14 protein-coding genes are annotated in these 15,712 nt (G+C 71.4%); 7 read left to right on the forward strand and 7 right to left on the reverse strand.

Features of this window, described 5'->3' with window-relative positions:
* Positions 1 to 169: 169 nt before the first annotated feature.
* Complete coding sequence (locus tag ACQ66R_RS02550; RefSeq protein WP_430418967.1) at positions 170 to 1,012, forward strand: hypothetical protein; 843 nt, start codon at positions 170 to 172, stop codon at positions 1,010 to 1,012.
* 4 nt (positions 1,013 to 1,016) lie between these two features.
* Here the strand turns inward: ACQ66R_RS02550 and ACQ66R_RS02555 are convergent, their stop codons facing one another.
* Positions 1,017 to 1,442, reverse strand: a complete 426-nt coding sequence (locus tag ACQ66R_RS02555; protein ID WP_430418969.1) for a hypothetical protein — start codon at positions 1,440 to 1,442, stop codon at positions 1,017 to 1,019.
* A gap of 386 nt (positions 1,443 to 1,828) precedes the next feature.
* Here ACQ66R_RS02555 and ACQ66R_RS02560 point away from each other — a divergent pair, with 386 nt between their 5' ends.
* Positions 1,829 to 3,268, forward strand: coding sequence for a vanadium-dependent haloperoxidase (locus tag ACQ66R_RS02560; protein WP_430418971.1), 1,440 nt, complete (start codon positions 1,829 to 1,831; stop codon positions 3,266 to 3,268).
* A 295-nt stretch (positions 3,269 to 3,563) separates the two neighbouring features.
* Here the strand turns inward: ACQ66R_RS02560 and parC are convergent, their stop codons facing one another.
* Positions 3,564 to 5,801 carry a DNA topoisomerase IV subunit A gene (parC, locus tag ACQ66R_RS02565; RefSeq protein WP_430418973.1) on the reverse strand — a complete coding sequence of 746 codons (2,238 nt, stop codon included), beginning with the start codon at positions 5,799 to 5,801 and terminating at the stop codon, positions 3,564 to 3,566.
* 238 nt (positions 5,802 to 6,039) lie between these two features.
* Here parC and ACQ66R_RS02570 point away from each other — a divergent pair, with 238 nt between their 5' ends.
* Positions 6,040 to 6,798, forward strand: a complete 759-nt coding sequence (locus ACQ66R_RS02570) for a hypothetical protein (RefSeq protein WP_430418975.1) — start codon at positions 6,040 to 6,042, stop codon at positions 6,796 to 6,798.
* Here the strand turns inward: ACQ66R_RS02570 and ACQ66R_RS02575 are convergent.
* A complete protein-coding gene (locus tag ACQ66R_RS02575) occupies positions 6,717 to 7,145 on the reverse strand; it encodes a hypothetical protein (protein WP_430418977.1) in 429 nt (142 codons plus the stop codon). The genes ACQ66R_RS02570 and ACQ66R_RS02575 overlap by 82 nt on opposite strands.
* 273 nt (positions 7,146 to 7,418) lie before the next feature.
* Between ACQ66R_RS02575 and ACQ66R_RS02580 the strand changes: the two genes are divergently transcribed.
* Together ACQ66R_RS02580 and ACQ66R_RS02585 are read left to right on the forward strand one after the other, a co-directional pair.
* On the forward strand, positions 7,419 to 8,618 hold the full coding sequence (locus ACQ66R_RS02580; RefSeq protein ID WP_430418979.1) for a TonB family protein: 1,200 nt from the start codon (positions 7,419 to 7,421) through the stop codon (positions 8,616 to 8,618).
* Complete coding sequence (locus ACQ66R_RS02585) at positions 8,615 to 9,103, forward strand: hypothetical protein (RefSeq protein ID WP_430418981.1); 489 nt, start codon at positions 8,615 to 8,617, stop codon at positions 9,101 to 9,103. Before ACQ66R_RS02580 ends, ACQ66R_RS02585 begins: the two co-directional genes overlap by 4 nt.
* A gap of 475 nt (positions 9,104 to 9,578) precedes the next feature.
* On the opposite strand, the gene recO is transcribed toward ACQ66R_RS02585, so the two are convergent.
* Positions 9,579 to 10,310 carry a DNA repair protein RecO gene (gene recO / locus ACQ66R_RS02590; RefSeq protein WP_430418982.1) on the reverse strand — a complete coding sequence of 244 codons (732 nt, stop codon included), beginning with the start codon at positions 10,308 to 10,310 and terminating at the stop codon, positions 9,579 to 9,581.
* Positions 10,311 to 10,702: 392 nt separating this feature from the next.
* On the opposite strand from recO, the gene ACQ66R_RS02595 reads away from it, so the two are divergent.
* Positions 10,703 to 11,059: a DUF1428 domain-containing protein gene (locus tag ACQ66R_RS02595; RefSeq protein ID WP_430418984.1), complete on the forward strand. Its 357-nt coding sequence runs from the start codon at positions 10,703 to 10,705 to the stop codon at positions 11,057 to 11,059.
* A gap of 4 nt (positions 11,060 to 11,063) precedes the next feature.
* Here ACQ66R_RS02595 and ACQ66R_RS02600 read toward each other — a convergent pair whose 3' ends face one another.
* Positions 11,064 to 11,894: a thioesterase family protein gene (locus ACQ66R_RS02600; RefSeq protein ID WP_430418986.1), complete on the reverse strand. Its 831-nt coding sequence runs from the start codon at positions 11,892 to 11,894 to the stop codon at positions 11,064 to 11,066.
* 192 nt (positions 11,895 to 12,086) lie between these two features.
* Between ACQ66R_RS02600 and ACQ66R_RS02605 the strand changes: the two genes are divergently transcribed.
* The gene (locus ACQ66R_RS02605) at positions 12,087 to 12,722 is read left to right on the forward strand and encodes a PEPxxWA-CTERM sorting domain-containing protein (RefSeq protein WP_430418988.1); all 636 of its coding nucleotides are present in this window, start codon (positions 12,087 to 12,089) and stop codon (positions 12,720 to 12,722) included.
* A 67-nt stretch (positions 12,723 to 12,789) separates the two neighbouring features.
* On the opposite strand, the gene ACQ66R_RS02610 is transcribed toward ACQ66R_RS02605, so the two are convergent.
* Positions 12,790 to 15,123 carry a protein kinase domain-containing protein gene (locus ACQ66R_RS02610; protein WP_430418990.1) on the reverse strand — a complete coding sequence of 778 codons (2,334 nt, stop codon included), beginning with the start codon at positions 15,121 to 15,123 and terminating at the stop codon, positions 12,790 to 12,792.
* Entirely contained in the window at positions 15,104 to 15,655 is a 552-nt protein-coding gene (locus tag ACQ66R_RS02615; RefSeq protein ID WP_430418992.1) for an ECF-type sigma factor, read from the reverse strand. The genes ACQ66R_RS02610 and ACQ66R_RS02615 overlap by 20 nt, the downstream gene beginning before the upstream one ends.
* Positions 15,656 to 15,712: the final 57 nt, after the last annotated feature.

The raw sequence follows: 15,712 nt of genomic DNA on the forward strand, positions 1-15,712 counted from the left end.
CGCCGCTTCCGAGGGACGGGAGAGTCGGCGACGGCCGCCGGTCCGCCCACATAGGCGGCCGGCGGCTGAACCCACGATGAACTGTGGCAGAGCTTGGCGTTGCGGCATCTGGTCGGCGCGCCCAGGCCGGTGCACACAGGTTTCAGTGTCGCGAGTCGGGGCGTTTCGCGTGGTGAGGGGATCGGGAGAGACGTTCTCGGACGAGGCGTTCGCCGCGATCCGGGCGCATCCCGATTTCCGGGCCGCCGTGGAAGGACTGGCGCGGGAGAACCTGGCCAACTACGCCGGCTGGAGCATCTCGGAGCGCTGGCTGCTCAGCGACCTGGGGCGCGCCTCGCTGAGCGGCGCGGCGATGATGCTGGACGCCCTGTTCGACGGGTTCACCCCGGCGCACCTGATCCAGTCCGCGCTCGCCAACCGCACCTGCAGTGAGGGCCGCGCGCGCCACTATCTACGCCGGGCCCTGGCCAACGGCTTCCTGACCCGCGACGATGCGGGGACGCTGCGGCTGTCTCCCCGGATGCACGACGTGATGGGGCGCGGCATCGCGGCCATGATGCACGCCGTCGCACGGCTTGACCCGGGGCTGGCGCACCTGCGCGACATGACGCGCGACACGCCGTTCACGCGGCGGCTGGCGACTCAGATGGGGCTGAACACGGTCGCGCGGCGCGACCTGTTCGTGGGGCCGGACAAGCCGGTGCTGCTGTTCCTGGGCCGCGACGGCGGCTCGCGGATGATGGAGCAGCTCATCGCGGCGCAGCCGGCCGGGCGGTCGCGCCTGCTCGAACGGGCGCCGGTGTCTCAGCGGGCCCTGGCGCAAGGGGCGTTCGTCTCGCGCACGCACGTCGCCCGCCTGCTGGCCGACGGCGAGGCCCGCGGGCTGTTCCAGGCCCAGGCGTGCGGGATGGTCGTGGCGCCCGACCTCAGCGAGGATGTCGAGCGCCACTATGCCCTTGTGCTGGAAATGGCCCGCGTGTCGGCGCACGCGGCGCTGACGGGCCAGGACTAGCGCCCTACTTGGGCTCGCGCACACAGGCGAACTTGTCGACCGCCAGGTCGGACGAGTCGCGATAGGCCTTCACATAGGCGTCCCAGGCCGCGTCGCGCTTGTCGCGCGGCACGCCGGGCGAATCCATGTGGATCGAGACGTACTCGGTTTCCGAGGCTGTGAAGCCCTTGGACATGTCGCCGTTGATGACCGCGCCCACCACCAGCCGGTTCGAGGCGATGCCGTGGCCGCGGTACCAGGCCAGGTGATCGCGCGCGGCGGCCTCGAAGGCGGCCTTGGCGCCCGGCTTGACCGTGCTGACGCGCACCACGACCAGCTGGCCGCCCTTGCACAGGTCGGCCGGAGAGGCGGCGGGCGCGGCCTGGGCGCCGGCGGCGGCGGCGGCGAGCAGCAGGCCGCAGGCCAGCGCGGCGGTGAGACGAATGGACATGATGTTCCCCCGAATGGATCGACGCCCCCAGGCTTGAGCCAACCGGCCCGACGCGGAAGTGCACAAATTTGCAGGTGGCCCGGGCCCCTCGGCGGCGGGTAAGATCAGCAGCTCGCCGTTGCTCGCGATCACGCCCAGTTGGTCGGATTGTCCCCGCGCTACGCATGGAGAGTCCGGGGACGGATGCCCGCTGCCCCGACGAGGCCTTCCACCGAGACGCCTCGCGGATCGGGCGTGTGTGATTTCTCACAACTTTTGGGTGTTGTACGGCGCATCGGAGTTGCAGGGGTAGGCCCGACTGTCGGGGCGTTCAGCGTCCCCGAAACCCCTCGCCTGCCGCGGACGCCCCGTCGCCGCGGCGCGCCGCCAGCAGATGGATCGTGCCCATGACCGCGACGTCCCCCCAATTCCGCTACTGGGTCGATATGGCCCTCGAATGCGTGCGCCGCGACCACACCCAGAAGATCAGCGCGGGCGACCAGCGCGGGCCAGTGCTCAGCGCCCGCGCACTCGGCCTGGCGCTGGGCGCCCTGCACGACATGGCGGCTGCCGGACCGGGTGGAACTCCGATCCTGCCCGTCGCGCCCGCCCCGCCCCCCGGCCCCGCCGTGGTCGCCGCGGCCGCCGCCTGCCACGAAGTGCTGGTGCGCCGCTACCCGAAGCAGCGGGGCCTGCTGGACTCGGCCTGGCGGGACTGGGTGGAGTACCAGAAGCTGACCGGCATCGGCCCGGCGGAGACGGCGGGCCGGGCCCATGGCGTCGCTGTCGATGTGTTCGGCGCCAACGATCCGAACTGGGCGCTACCCGACCAGTACAAGCCCACCGACGCGCCCTACACCCATCAGCTCCCCGACCACGAGCAAGGCCAGGGCTTCGCGGGCGGGATCTGGGGGAAGGCCAATCCCCTTGTGGTTCCCGTGGTCCCGGGCTTCCCGCAACCGCCCAGGGGGGATGCGCACTACGACGCCGACCTCACGCTGGTGAAGGCCAAGGGGCACTGGAACCGCGCCTACGGCGGCCCGAATGGGCGCGACCTGAACGAAGAGCTGATCGGCATCTACTGGGGCTATGACGGGCCGGCCGCGCTGGGCACGCCGCCGCGCCTCTACCTGCAGGTCGTGCTGGAAGCGCTGGACAACCTGGAAGCCCGGTCCAACGGGGCACTGGGCGCGAGCGAGGAGTTGCGTCTGGTGGCCGGCGTGGCCGTGGCCATGGCCGACGCCGGCATCAGCGCCTGGCATTACAAATACAACCCCGCGCACCTGATGTGGCGCCCCGTGGTGGGCATCCGCAAGGCGGGCGGGGCGGCGGCGGATCCGGCCTGGCTGCCCCTGGGCCGCCCCGACACCAACGGAACCGGACAGTACCTGACGCCGAACTTCCCGGCCTACCCGTCGGGCCACGCCACCTTCGGCGCGGCGGCCTTCCAGGTGACGCGCCTGTTCCTGGCCGAAAAGAAGCTGGCGAACTTCGATGCTCAGGGCGTGGACGATATCGCCTTCGACTTCGTCTCCGACGAGTTCGACGGGCGCAACACCGACCCGCGCACCAACGTCCCCCGGGTTCACGTGACCCGTGGCTACGACAGCCTGTGGCGAGCGATCGTCGACAACTCGATCAGCCGGGTCTTCCTGGGCGTCCACTGGCAGTTCGACGGCATCACCACGAAGGATGGCGCGGGCTCGAAGTTCGGCGTGCCAGCCACGCCGGCCGACACGGGCCAGATGGGCGGGGTCTGGCTGGGCGCCAAGATCGCCAATGCCCTGGCGGTGCAGAAGCTTGGCGTGACGCCCCCGACGGTCACCGCCTCAAGGCTGGCCGTCTAGCCTACCAGGCGCACACCCAAGGCCGGGGACACAGTGCCCAGTCCCCGGTCACGGCGCGCCGGACAGGGAGTTTCGGGGACGGGAGTTTCGGGGACAGCATACCTGTCATCGCTACCTGGCTCTGAGCGTCCTGCTCGCCGCCTGCCCTCTCCACCACCCGCTCTTCGGCCTGCGGCCTCGGCGGGCGGTCCCCCTCTCCCACCGCTGTCGCGTTGGGAGAGGAACGGCGTGTGCGCGGCGCGGACGCCCCTCCACCGCGTTCCGCGGTCCCCCTCCCCCTGCGGGGGGCGAGGACCTACGCCTTCGGCCTGAACCGCTTGTTGGCCGGGAAGCCCTTGGGAGCCAGTTTGCCGGCGCTGGCTCTGCGGCCCGACCATTCCTGCCAGTCGGGCCAGACGCGGGTGCGGCCCGAGGCGTCGACGGTGGTGAGGCCGTCGGGCGACTTGAAGGCGGTGAGGTCGCGCAGGCCGCCCTCGCGGTAGGTCTGGAGCTTCACGCCTTTGCCGCGCGGCATCTCGGGCAGCTCGGCGGCGGGGAAGATCAGCAGCTTGCCGTTGTCCCCGATCACGCCCAGCTGGTCGGCTTCGCCCAGCGCCACGCAGGACAGCGCCGTGCCGTTCAGGACCTGCTTGCCGGCTCTCCGGAAGGCGATGGCCTCCTCTTCCGGCAGGATGAAGCCGTAGCCTTCCTTGGAGGCGAGGATCCGCTTCACGCCGGCCCGGTGAGGGAAGATATCGATGATGCCCACCTTGTCGTCGAGGTCGATCATCAGGCGCAGCGGCTCGCCGTGGCCGCGGGCGCCCGGGAGCTTGTCGCAGCCCAGGGTGAAGAAGCGGCCGTCGCTGGCGAAGATCAGCAGCTTGTCGGTGGTCTCGGCGGGGACCAGGAACTGGAGCTTGTCGCCTTCCTTGAACTTCAGCTCGGAGGGGTCTTCCACGCGGCCCTTGGCGGCGCGGATCCAGCCGCGTTCGGAAAGGATGATGGTGATCGGCTCGCGCACGATCATGGCTTCCAGCGCGGCCTCGGTGTCGATCTGCGGCGCGTCGGCGAACGTAGAGCGGCGGACGTTGAGGTCGGCCAGCTGGGCCTTCGTGTCTTTCAGCCCCTGCCCCACCAGCTTCCACTGGGCCTTGTCGGAGGCCAGCATGCCGACGATGCCGTCGCGCTCTTCGCTGAGCTCGGCGTGCTCGCGGCGGATTTCCATCTCCTCCAGCCGGGCCAGCTGGCGCAGGCGGGTGTTGAGGATGGCGTCGGCCTGGATCTCGGAGAGCTGGAAGGTCTCGATCAGCTTTTCCTTGGGCTTGTCCTCGTAGCGGACGATCCGGATCACCTCGTCCAGATTGAGGTAGGCGATCATCAGGCCGTCGAGGATATGCAGCCGGGCCTCGATCTTGGCCAGGCGGTGGCGGGCCCGGCGGACCAGGACCTCGCGGCGGTGGTCCAGGAACGCGACCAGGGCCTGCTTGAGGTTCATCACCCCGGGCGTGCCGCGGGCGTCCAGGACGTTGAGGTTGACGCTGAAGCGGGTCTCGAGGTCGGAGAGCTTGAACAGGCTCTCCATCAGGACGTCGGCCTCGACGTTGCGGCTCTTGGGCTCGAGCACCAGGCGCACGTCCTCGGCGGACTCGTCGCGCACGTCGCCCAGCAGCGGAGCCTTCTTGCCCTCGATAAGCTCGGCCAGCTGTTCAACCAGATCGGCCTTCTTCACCTGATACGGGATCTCGGTGATGACGATCTGGTACATCCCCTTGCCCAGATCCTCCTTGGTCCAGGTGGCGCGGACGCGGACGCCGCCACGGCCGGTCTCGTAGACGCTGAGCAGGCTGGATCGCGGCTCGACGATGACGCCGCCGGTGGGGAAGTCCGGGCCCTGGACGTGGGTCATCAGGGCCTCGACGCTGCTGTCGGGATCGTCCAGCAGCATCAGGCAGGCGTCGATCAGCTCGCCGGCGTTGTGTGGCGGGATCGAGGTGGCCATGCCGACCGCGATGCCGGTCGAGCCGTTGGCGAGCAGGTTGGGGAAGCCGGCGGGCAGGACGACGGGCTCGTCGTCCGAGCCGTCATAGGTGGGCTTGAAGTCGACCGCGTCCTCTTCGATGCCGTCGAGCAGCAGCGTGGCGGCCACCGTCAGCTTGGCCTCGGTGTAGCGCATGGCCGCGGCGTTATCGCCGTCGATGTTGCCGAAGTTGCCCTGGCCGTCGACCTGCGGATAGCGCTGGGCGAAGTGCTGGGCCATGCGGACCAGGGTGTCGTAGATCGACTGGTCGCCGTGCGGGTGATAGCCGCCCATCACTTCGCCGACGACCTTGGCGCACTTGCGGGCGGCGGCGTCGGGGTTCAGCCGCATCTCACGCATGGCGTAGAGCACGCGCCGCTGCACCGGCTTCAGGCCGTCGCGGACGTCGGGCAGCGCGCGGTCGGTGATGACCGAAAGGGCGTAGGCGAGATAGCGGCGCGAAAGGGCTTCCGACAGCGGCTCGTCGATGATGCGGTCGCCATCGCCGGAACCTGGCGGGGTGGTGTGGACAGTCATGAGCCCTCTCTAGCGCGCGTGGGGATTCGCGTCGCCGGGCACAGCGCCGCGATCCACAGGGCGACGTCATGACGGGGGCGTTATGCGGCCCGCCCGGAGAATCAGCGCGTGTTTAAGCGGGGATTAAGGGGCGGCGCGCGAGGATGCCTGCGACGTCTTGAAGCAGGGACCCTTCAGAAGAAGGGACTGTCCGATCACCAGCCACCCACCCAGCGCCAGCTTCCGTGACGCCCAACCCGTGGCGCCGCCGACCCGCGTGCGGTGGCGGCCCGGGGCGGCGTTCCTGCTGGCGACCGCCCCGCCGAAGGTGAACGTGGGGGCCTGGTTCGCCCTGGCCGTGGCCGTGCCGCTGCTCTTGCTGGCGCTGGCGGCGGGGATGACCCAGGTGGGCGCGCCGCGGGCCGCGGCCTTTGTCGTGACGCTGCTGCTGGCGCCGGCCGTGGTGCTTGCGGTGCGCGCCCTTGAGATCGGCCGGCACGCGCCGAGCGAGGCCGAGGCGCGCGATCAGGACCTGGCCCGCGCCTTCTGCCTGACCACCGGCCAGGCCGTGGGCTTCCTGTTCGTGGTGATCCTGGGCGCGCCGTTCAGCCATGAGTCGGTGGCGGTGGGGCTGGCCATGGCGGGCGCGCCGCTGATGCTGGCCGTGGTGCGGGATGTCTGGTCGCGGGTGTTCCGGCCGATGGAGGAACGCGTCTCGCCGCCCATGAAGGCGATGGCGAGCCGCAACTGGACCCTGGAGTGGGCCGAGAGCCAGAAGCAGACCTCCGAGACCGAGGGCCACATCATCACCGCGCTGATCGCCCAGGTGGTCCAGCCGATCGCCCGGCCGGACGCTCCGGTGACGCTGAAAGTCTCGCCGGTCGCGCCCGACGAGGCCTGGATGCGGGGCGGCTCGCGCCGCCCCATCCCGGTGCGTCAGAACGGCAGCGGCTGGACGTCGGGCTCGACCCAGCCCCGCCGCGCCGTGGGCGCGAAGAGCACGGCCCTGGTCCAGTAGGCGAACAGCCAGTCCGACCGCCCGCAGGGGCCGGCCAGCAGCGCATCCAGGTGATCCGACAGCGGCGTGTCCGGGCGCGTCGCGAGCTGGGCGGCCGCGGCCCGCAGCGACGCCTGGGTGATGGTCTCGTGGTAGCCCTCGGTGTCGGTGTTGGCGACGCCGGTGGCCTCATTGTAGGCGCGGATCAGGCCGGGCATCTCGCGGCAGGCGTCCATGCCGGGGCGCGACAGCAACCACACAGCCGCCGCGAAGTGGGCGGCGTGCGTCCACTCGGGCTTGGGCAGCGTGCAGTCGATGACGCCGCGGGCGATGCGCTCAATGTCGGCGTCGGTGAGAGAGGGTGGCATGTCAGAGCTCCTGTTGGGGGCTCGGCGGGGCCCAAATACGAAAACCCCGCCGGAGCGGGGTTTGCGGATCGCTGGGACCGGACCTCAGGCCGACCGACAGGCGCACGCAAACACCGCCCGGAAGGGGCGCTGCTGGCTGTTGGCCTGGTTGATCTTCCCGAAGGTCATGGCGGCGCTTCTAGGGGCTTGGCGGGCGGACGGCAAGGCGGTTGACGGTTACGTTTACTCATGTAATCGATAGGTGGCGTACGGGCGTAATCTCGGAGTGACCCCATGGCCGCCGACCTGCTGGACACCCTGGTTCGGACCAACCTCGCAGCGGCCGCGGCGATCCTGCTGGTCCTGTTGCTGCGGCGCCCGGTGCGGCGATTGTTCGATGCGCGGGCGGCCTATGCGTTGTGGCTGACCGTCCCGCTGGCGATGGCGGCCAGCCTGCTGCCCCGCCCGGAGGCCGTCGCGATGCTGGAGCCTCTGACCCTCACCGCCGACGCGGTCGCCAGGGCGGCCCCCCTCCCCGCGATCCCGGGCCTGATAGCCTCCGTCCTGGTGGCGGCCTGGCTGGGCGGGGCGCTGTTCGTCGGCGGGATGCTGGCGCGTCGGCAGGCGCATTTCATGGCGGCGCTGGGGCGGCTCTCGCCGGGCGAGGACGGCGTCCTGCGGGCCGAGCATCCGGCGGTGGGCCCGGCGGTGATCGGCGCCCTGCGGCCCCGCATCGTGACGCCGGCCGACTTCGAGACCCGCTTCGACGCCGAGGAGCGCGCACTGATCCTGAGCCATGAGGGCGTGCACCTGTCGCGCGGCGACGGGCTGGTGAACGCCCTGGCGGCGGCCATGCAGTGCGTCTGCTGGTTCAACCCGCTGGTCCATGTGGCGGCGCGGACGCTGCGCATCGACCAGGAGCTGGCCTGCGACGCCGCCGTCCTGGCGCGACACCCGCAACAGCGGCGGCGCTACGCCGGCGCGCTGCTGAAGGCGCAACTGGACGCGCCGATGCTGCCGGTGGGCTGCCATTGGCCCGCCTCGGGAGAGCACCTGCTGAAGGAGAGGATCGCCATGCTGAAGAGCCCCCTGCCCGCCCCCTCGCGCCGGATCGCCGGCCTGGCCGCGGCCGCCCTCGCCAGCCTCACGGCGGCGGGCGCGGCCTGGGCCATTCAGCCCGCGCCCTCGCCCGCGCGGGTGACCGCCGCGCCGGTCTGGATCTCAAGGCCGGACGGGGCGGATATCGCCAGCGTGTACCCGACGGGGGCGGCGGCTCAGAAGCTCGCCGGCAACGTCCTCATGGCCTGCCATGTCGAGCAGGACGGGAGCCTGTCGGGCTGCAAGGTGTTGCGCGAAACGCCCGTCGAGGCCGGCTTCGGCGAAGCCGTCCTGAAGGTCGCCCACCGCTTCCAGATGGCCGCCACCGACCGCGACGGCCAGCCCACGGCCGGAACCGACGTGCGCATTCCCATCCGCTTCGTCGTCCCGCAGTGATCGCCGCCGAACCGCCGCCCGCAGCGGAGGCCGTGGTCGTCAGCCGCCGCGAGAGCAGCGAGGTGGTGGTGTCGCGCGACACCCCGCTGGTGCTGACCAAGGCCGGCCAGCGCGAACAGGCGTTCGTACGACAGGCGATCTTCGTGACCACCTCGCTCAGCCTCACCCGGCCGGGGGGCGAGGCGCCGGCGTTGGACAGCTGGCGCTGGGCGCATCAGGCGTTCCTGCAGCGACAGGTCTGCTTCAGCTCGATGACCGGACTGTTCGCCTGCGCGGAGGCGTCGGTGCAACCGCTGACCGACGCGGAGACCGGCGAGGCGCCGGTCTCGCCGGTCGATCCTGAGGCCGCGCCGGAAAGCGAGGCCGCCCGCAAGCGGCTGGCCGACGGACTGAAGCCCAGGGCGACCGCCCTGTTCGACGCCGACCGCAGGCAGCACGTCGAGCCGATGCTGAAAGCCGCCGGCGTGGTCGCGGCGCGCCGTTGACGGCGATTTTGCCGCACGTGGTGAAGCCGCGTTACCAATTCCCTTTCACCGCGGCTTAAACGGGCCGGGCAAGCTTGGCCGGATGTTGATCGCGCCTCCCCGGCTGAACGTGGGGGCCTGGCTCACGCTCGCCGTGGCCGGGCCCACGCTGATGCTTGCGGCCGCGCTGGGCGCCACGTCCGGCGGGCTCGCGCGATCGGCAGGCATGTGGGAGGCGGTGCTGCTAGCGCCGGCGATCGCGCTGGCGCTGCGCTCGCTGGAGCGCCGCAGGGCGATCGCGGCGCAGGGTCCGGAGCGGTTCCTGGTCGCGGCGTTCGCGCTGAGCGTGGCCGAGGCCTCGGGCGTCCTGATGGCCGTGCTGATGGGCGCGCCGCTGCCCGGGCAGGCGGTGGCCTGCGGACTGACGGTGGCGGCGGCGCCGCTGGCGCTGGCCGTGGCGGCCGATCTGGCGCGGCGGGCCTTGCCCGACTTCTCGCTACAGCCGACCGGCCTCGCGCAATCGCTCTATCAGCCAGACGCGGGCGGGCGGCAGGGGGCGGTTGAGCGGGCCGAAAATGTTCTGTTCAAGGAAATGGCCGGTCAGCTCGAGGCCCGCGCCGATGTCGCCGGCGCCCAGCCCCGACTGGGAGGAGAGCAGGAAGCCCGGCAGGGCGAGCAGGCGGTCCCTGTAGGGCTCGCCGGCGTCGCGGCTGACAGCGCGGCCGGTGCGGGGGCTGACATAGATCAGGTCGTCGAGGCCGCCGGTGGCGGCGCACTTGCTGAGATCGAGGCCGAAGCCCAGGTCCTGGAGCAGGCCGGCCTCGAAGCGGACGAACACCGCCGGCCAGATCTCGGGGATCAAGAACGCCCCGCTGAGCGCCTCGAAGGCGAGGAAGGCCCCCGGATGTGGCTCCCGCTCCGGAAGCGCGCCGGCGGCCACGGCCGCCGCGGCGGCCATCCCCGCGAGCGCCAGTGGATCATCGAAGAGCGCTGCCGGCCCCTCACCCTGGGGCTCCAGGGTCGCCGAGCCCAGCTGTTCGCTGACCCGGGCCCGATAGCGGACGAGGCCGCGCGCGCCGGCCTGGAGATAGGGCCGCATGCGCTTGGAGGCGCCGCCGGCGACGTGGGCGGCATAGCGGCCATGCTGGCGGGTGAGCAGTTCCACGATCGCCCCGGACTCGCCGAAGGCGCGGGCCGAGAGCACGAAGGCGTCGTCGGAGAATTCCATCGCATCAAGCTGTGGGCGCCCGCGGAGGAAATCCAGTCCCCCATCTCGGATGCGGCCGTGGCGATGGATGCGGCGCTGGCGGAACTGCGCAGCCTGCTGGCCGCCTACAAGTCGAAGCTGGTCGTAGAGGACGCGGCGCAGGCGGCCTGACGCGAGCCTTGCGGCGGCGTTGGCGCGTCAGCGCCGCTATTGGACCACGAACCACACGAACCACACGAATGGGTTCCACGGCTCACGGCTCGCTGTCGGTATTCGAGCCCTGTTCGTGCGGTTCGTGTGGTTCGTGGTCAGAAATGACAGCGCCTGCGGCGCGCGGGGCGGCGAAGGCTGCTGACAGATTCTGGCGCGGGGGCGCGGCATAGTCGGGGGCGCAACAGCAGGGAGCGGCGGGGATGTATGTTTGCGGGCTGGTGATCCCGGTGCCGGAGGACGCGATGGAGGCCTATCGCGCCTGGGCCGAGAACGGGTCGGCGTTCTTCCGGGAGTACGGGTGCGTGGAGATCGTGGAGTGCTGGGAGGACTTCGTGCCCGAGGGCAAGGAGACTGATTTCCGCAAGGCGGTGGCGGCGAAAGCCGGCGAGAAGATCGTGTTCACCTGGCAGGTGTGGCCCGACCGCGACTTCTTCCAGGCGGCGGAGGCGAGGATGCACGACGATCCGCGCATGGACTCGGCCGGGACGCCGCCGTTCGACGCCAAGCGGCTGATCCTGGGGTGCTTCTCGCCGCTGGTGACGGTGGGCCGGAGCTAGCGCCCTACTCCGGCGGTTCGCGGCGGCGTTCGCGGTACCAGGCCAGCTGTTCACTGGTGGCCAGCAGCTTGCCGTCGCGGCTCCAGTAGCTGGAGCGCTCGTCCGACGCGCCGCCGGCGCCGACGCGGCCTTCGCACTCGATCAGGATGTAGTCGTCGCCGATGGCGGCGAGTTCGTAGCTCGTCGCGTGCAGGTAGACAGTGAGCGACAGCGTGGTGGTGCTGACCGACATGCCCAAAGCATAGAAGGCGCGCGGGGCCGAGTTGTCGGTGACCATGCCCAGCAGGGCCTTGTCCCAGGGGCCGCGGCGCGAGCGGACCCAGGCCAGCGACCGCGAGTCGGGGCCGGGCTTGGGCGGGAAGCCCTCGGCCGAGCGGCGCTCGAACGCCTGGGCGCCGAAGTGCTCCGAGCCGCCCGGCATGGTGTCGGGGCTGGGCAGGGTCTCGGGCTCGGGCGCGGCCGGCATGGACGCGAAGGCGAACGCCGGCGTATCGGGCCGGCGCGCCATGGTGACGATGGCGTGGACGCCGACCTCGCCGGTGGCGGCGATGCAAACCTCCACCTCCCAGACGCCGATCGAGCCGCCCTGGCGCAGGCGTCGCGTGCGGACCAGCAGGTCCCCCGAGGGCAGAGCCGCCGCATAGGTCAGCGTGATCGACAGCGGCTCGCCCACCGCCTGGGGCTCAGCCTCCATGACCCGGACGGCGAGACCGATCGCATAGCCGCCCCACAGACCGCCGCCCGGATTGCGCCACTCGGGACCGGCGTGGGTGGTCCAGCGCCCAGGGCCGGCGGCGGTGAGGACCATGGAATGGGAGGTAAGGCTCGAACTCATGGCGCCGCTACTAACCGCAGGACGCTAGGTCACGAAACGCCTTCTCCCCCCACGCGACGTCCTGTCGCCGCATCGACGAGGCCCGTGAAACTTTTTTCGCGATGAAGTGGCCCCGTTTCCGGCGGTCCCACGCATCTCCCTCTGACAGCCGGATCCTGTGGTGGGGGATGGCGGGTGCAAGTGGAGACTTCCATGACCGGTTTCGAGTTCTCTAAACTGAAGGGCGCCGCGGCGGCGCTGGCGCTGGGGGCGGTGTTCGCGGCAAGCGGCGCGCAGGCGGCGACCCACGTGCTGAACCTGACGGGCAGCGCGACCAACGTGTCGACCAGCTCCTTCATGTTCGGCAACACGCTTTACGAGACCGGCTTCCTGGAGCTTTCGGGCTTCACGCCCTTCGAGCTGGCCGACGGCGACGATGTCCAGGTGACGGTCACCATCACCGACGGGAACTTCACCCTGCCCGTGCGTGATTTCATGTACTTTGGCCTGAATTTCTCCGATATCTCGGGCGGCGCGCAGCCGACGACCTCGTCGTCGAATGGCCAGTTCTCGTTCGATGGCGGGCCGAACGTGGGCGCGGGTTGCGGCAACTGCACCAGCCTGATCACCTACGTCGAGGGCCAGCCGCTCTCGTTCTCGAGCCTGTTCGCGACGGGGTCGTTCTCGATGAGCGAGCCCTATCAGATCAACAGCGTCACGGTGAGCTACCAGGTGAACAATGCCGCGGTGCCGGAACCCGGCACGTGGGCGCTGATGATCGCCGGCTTCGGGGGCGCGGGGATGATGATCCGCCGCCGTCGCCGGATCGAAGACATGGTCGCGGCCTAAGCCCGACCGACCGAACGACCACGACGGAAGACCGTGCACTCTCGTCGGGGTCTGACGCCACCCGTTGCTAGCGACGGGTGGCGTCCGCGTTTCTGGGGCCGCACCAGCGGGCCTTGGCTTCGCGCAGCAGCTTGAGCGAGCCGGAGTCGTCCACGGCCGCGTAGCGACCTGTGCGCTGAAGGTCGGCGAACACCGTCTCTGCGGTATCGTAGCTGCGGCAGGCGTCAGCGGTGCGCCCCGCGCTCGCCTGCACATCCCCCAACTCGGCCAGGGTCACCGCGTAGTCGCGCGCATGCATCGCCACGCCCGAGCGAGCCGCCATGCGGCCGCGCCGCGCCTCAACCACAGCCTCCAGGATCGGCACGGCCTCCAACGGACGCCCCGAAGCCGCAAGGGCCTGGGCCTCTGCGCTCTCCAGGATTTCAGCGGCGCGGCCCGCGTCGGTGTCAGCCGGATCAAAGGCCACGACGGCGCGGGCCTCGGCCGCACCGAGCTTGAGGATTCTGACCGCCTCGGCGACCTGGCCGACGCCGAGAAGCGTCGTGCCCAATGCCCAGCGCGAGCGTGGAAGCTGGCGAACGACCGTCGGATCGTCCGGCCAGCGGCGAGCGGCCTCCTCAAGAAGCGCCATAGCCCGGCGATAGGGTGCGACGGCAGGCTCAGCGCCCTCCGCGTAGTATATGCTCTCTGCGATCAGGTCCTGCAGGGCGGCGGTCGTGAGGAGCGCCCTGAGCGGGTCGGCCGGCGCGGGGGCGGCCTGGCCGGCGCGGCCGGCGGCGATGGCCTCGCGGTAACGCCCCTGCCAGACGCGCAACGCCGCCATCTCCAGATGCCAGTCGCGCTCGAGATCCCGCAGAGGCGCCCCGGGGTCGAAGATCAGGGTGCGGGCCTCCGCCAGGTAGCGCTCGGTGACGGCGAAGTCATTGTCGATCATGACGACGACGTGCGCCTGGTCCAAACGCGCGCGGGCGCGCAGGCGGCGCCCCGTTTCGCCGGGGATCGCGGTGGCCAGGGCATAGGCGGTGGCCAGGTTCTTCTTGGCCTGGTCGGTCTGGCCCAGGTTGGGGCGGCCCGGGCGGCCTTGGACTTCGGCCAGGCGCAGCAGGCCCCGCACGGACTCGGCCTTCACCTCCAGCGGCGCATCGGGACTGCGGGCCAGGCGGTCGAGGTAGGCCTGGGAGACGCGGGCGGCCTCGATGCGCAGCTTCAGCGAGCGCGGCTGGCGCTCCAGCCGGTCGCCCAGGTCGAACAGCAGGTAGCGGGCCGCGCCGCGCGCCGGTGCGATGCGGGCGCGGGCCTCGGCGCGGGCCTGCTCGGCGCGGATGTAGTTGATGGTGGACACGGTGGTGGCGGCCGAGAGCGCCAGGATCGCCGCCGTGACCAGGCCCACGCCCCAGCGGTGACGGCCCACGAACCGGCGGGCGCGGTAGAGGGCGCCGTCGCCGGCCCGGGCCTGGACGCCGAAGCCGTCACGCCAGCGGACCAGATCGGCGATCAGGTCGGCCACGCTGCCATAGCGGTCGACGGCCTCGTGGGCGCGGGCCTTCGCGATGATGGCCGCGAGATCGGCGTCGGCCGACTTCCCCGCCAGCCCCTCCAGCACCAGCCCCAGGGCGAAGACGTCGTCGGCCACCACGGGCGCGGCGCCGGCGATCCGCTCGGGGCTGGCGAAGTCGGGGGTCATCGGCGACAGGCCCTCGACCTCCTCGCCCAGAAGGCGGGCGATGCCGAAGTCGAGCAGCCGCACCCGGCCGTCAGCGCCGACCAGGATGTTCGACGGCTTGAGGTCGGCGTGGACGATCAGTTGGGCATGGGCGAACTGCACCGCCTCGGCGGCCTGGACGAACAGGGCGACCGCCTCGCGCAGCGGGCGCTCGGCGCAGGCCGCGTCGATCGGGCGGCCGGCGACGTGCTCCATCGCCAGCCAAGGCGTGCCGTCGGGCAGCACGCCGCCGTCGATCAGGCGGGCGATGTTGGGATGCTCCAAGCGCGCGAGGATGCGCCGCTCTTCCGCGAACCGCCGGGCGGCCAGCGGCGCCAGGTGGCTCCACAGCAGCTTCACCGCGACGGTCTGGTCGAACAGCCCGTCGCTGCGCTGGCCGCGCCAGACCTGGCCCATGCCGCCCTCGCCGATCTGCTCGACCAGGCGGAACGGGCCGACCTGTTCCGGTGGCGGGCCCAGGGGCCTGCGTTCGGAAGGGAACTCGGTGGGCATGGCCCGCCCGGCGCCTGCGTCGCTGCGCTCCAGCGCCTCGACGCGCTGCACCACCGCAGGGTCGATCCGGGCCAGGAGGCGCTGGCGATATCGGGCGTCGTCGGGCCGGTCGCTCAGCCGCTCGAACAGCGCCAGCGCCTGACGCTCCTGTTCCGGGTGGGCCTGCTCAGGCCTGGGCGGGGGCAAGGTAGTCGATGAGCCAGGCGCGGGCGGCCTGCCAGCGGCGCTTCACGGTGCGCTCGGGCAGGCCCGTGGCGCGGGCGGTCTCCTCGACCGTGAGGCCCAGGGTGAAGCGCAGCTCGACCACGCGCGCATGCTCGGCGGAGAAGGCCTCGAGCGCGGCCAGGGCCCGGTCCAGGTCCTCGACGTCGACGACGTCGTCCTGCTGGCCGCCCGGAAACTGGGTGACGATGGCGGGCGCGACGCGCTTGGCGGCGCGGAAGCGGCGGGCCTCGTCGATCAGCACCCGGCGCATGGTGCGCCCGGCGACGGCCAGCATGTGGCCCTCGTCGGCGATCTTGCCCGGCATCGACTGGATCAGGCGCAGCGAGGCCTCGTTGACCAGGTCGGTCGGCTGCAGCTTCAGGCGCATGCCGTCGCCGACCATGATCGCGCGCGCCATGCGGCGCATGTCCTCGTAGCACGCGGCCAACAGGCGCTCGTAGGCGACCGGCTCGGCGCCTGCGATCTCATGGTCGGGATTCGTGACGCGCCCCATGGCGCCATTGTTCATCGAACCGGCGCTTCGACAAGGAGAGGCTCGCGGGGCGCGAGA

It is taken from the genome of Phenylobacterium sp. (assembly GCF_965284355.1).
Lineage (GTDB): Bacteria > Pseudomonadota > Alphaproteobacteria > Caulobacterales > Caulobacteraceae > Phenylobacterium.

Bases quoted from the DNA above. Each gene is read 5' to 3' on its own strand.
- ACQ66R_RS02555 (WP_430418969.1), bottom strand. From the start codon at position 1,442: ATGTCCATTCGTCTCACCGCCGCGCTGGCCTGCGGCCTGCTGCTCGCC.
- ACQ66R_RS02560 (WP_430418971.1), top strand. From the start codon at position 1,829: ATGACCGCGACGTCCCCCCAATTCCGCTACTGGGTCGATATGGCCCTC.
- parC (WP_430418973.1), bottom strand. From the start codon at position 5,801: ATGACTGTCCACACCACCCCGCCAGGTTCCGGCGATGGCGACCGCATC.
- ACQ66R_RS02575 (WP_430418977.1), bottom strand. From the start codon at position 7,145: ATGCCACCCTCTCTCACCGACGCCGACATTGAGCGCATCGCCCGCGGC.
- ACQ66R_RS02580 (WP_430418979.1), top strand. From the start codon at position 7,419: ATGGCCGCCGACCTGCTGGACACCCTGGTTCGGACCAACCTCGCAGCG.
- recO (WP_430418982.1), bottom strand. From the start codon at position 10,310: ATGGAATTCTCCGACGACGCCTTCGTGCTCTCGGCCCGCGCCTTCGGC.
- ACQ66R_RS02595 (WP_430418984.1), top strand. From the start codon at position 10,703: ATGTATGTTTGCGGGCTGGTGATCCCGGTGCCGGAGGACGCGATGGAG.
- ACQ66R_RS02600 (WP_430418986.1), bottom strand. From the start codon at position 11,894: ATGAGTTCGAGCCTTACCTCCCATTCCATGGTCCTCACCGCCGCCGGC.
- ACQ66R_RS02605 (WP_430418988.1), top strand. From the start codon at position 12,087: ATGACCGGTTTCGAGTTCTCTAAACTGAAGGGCGCCGCGGCGGCGCTG.
- ACQ66R_RS02615 (WP_430418992.1), bottom strand. From the start codon at position 15,655: ATGGGGCGCGTCACGAATCCCGACCATGAGATCGCAGGCGCCGAGCCG.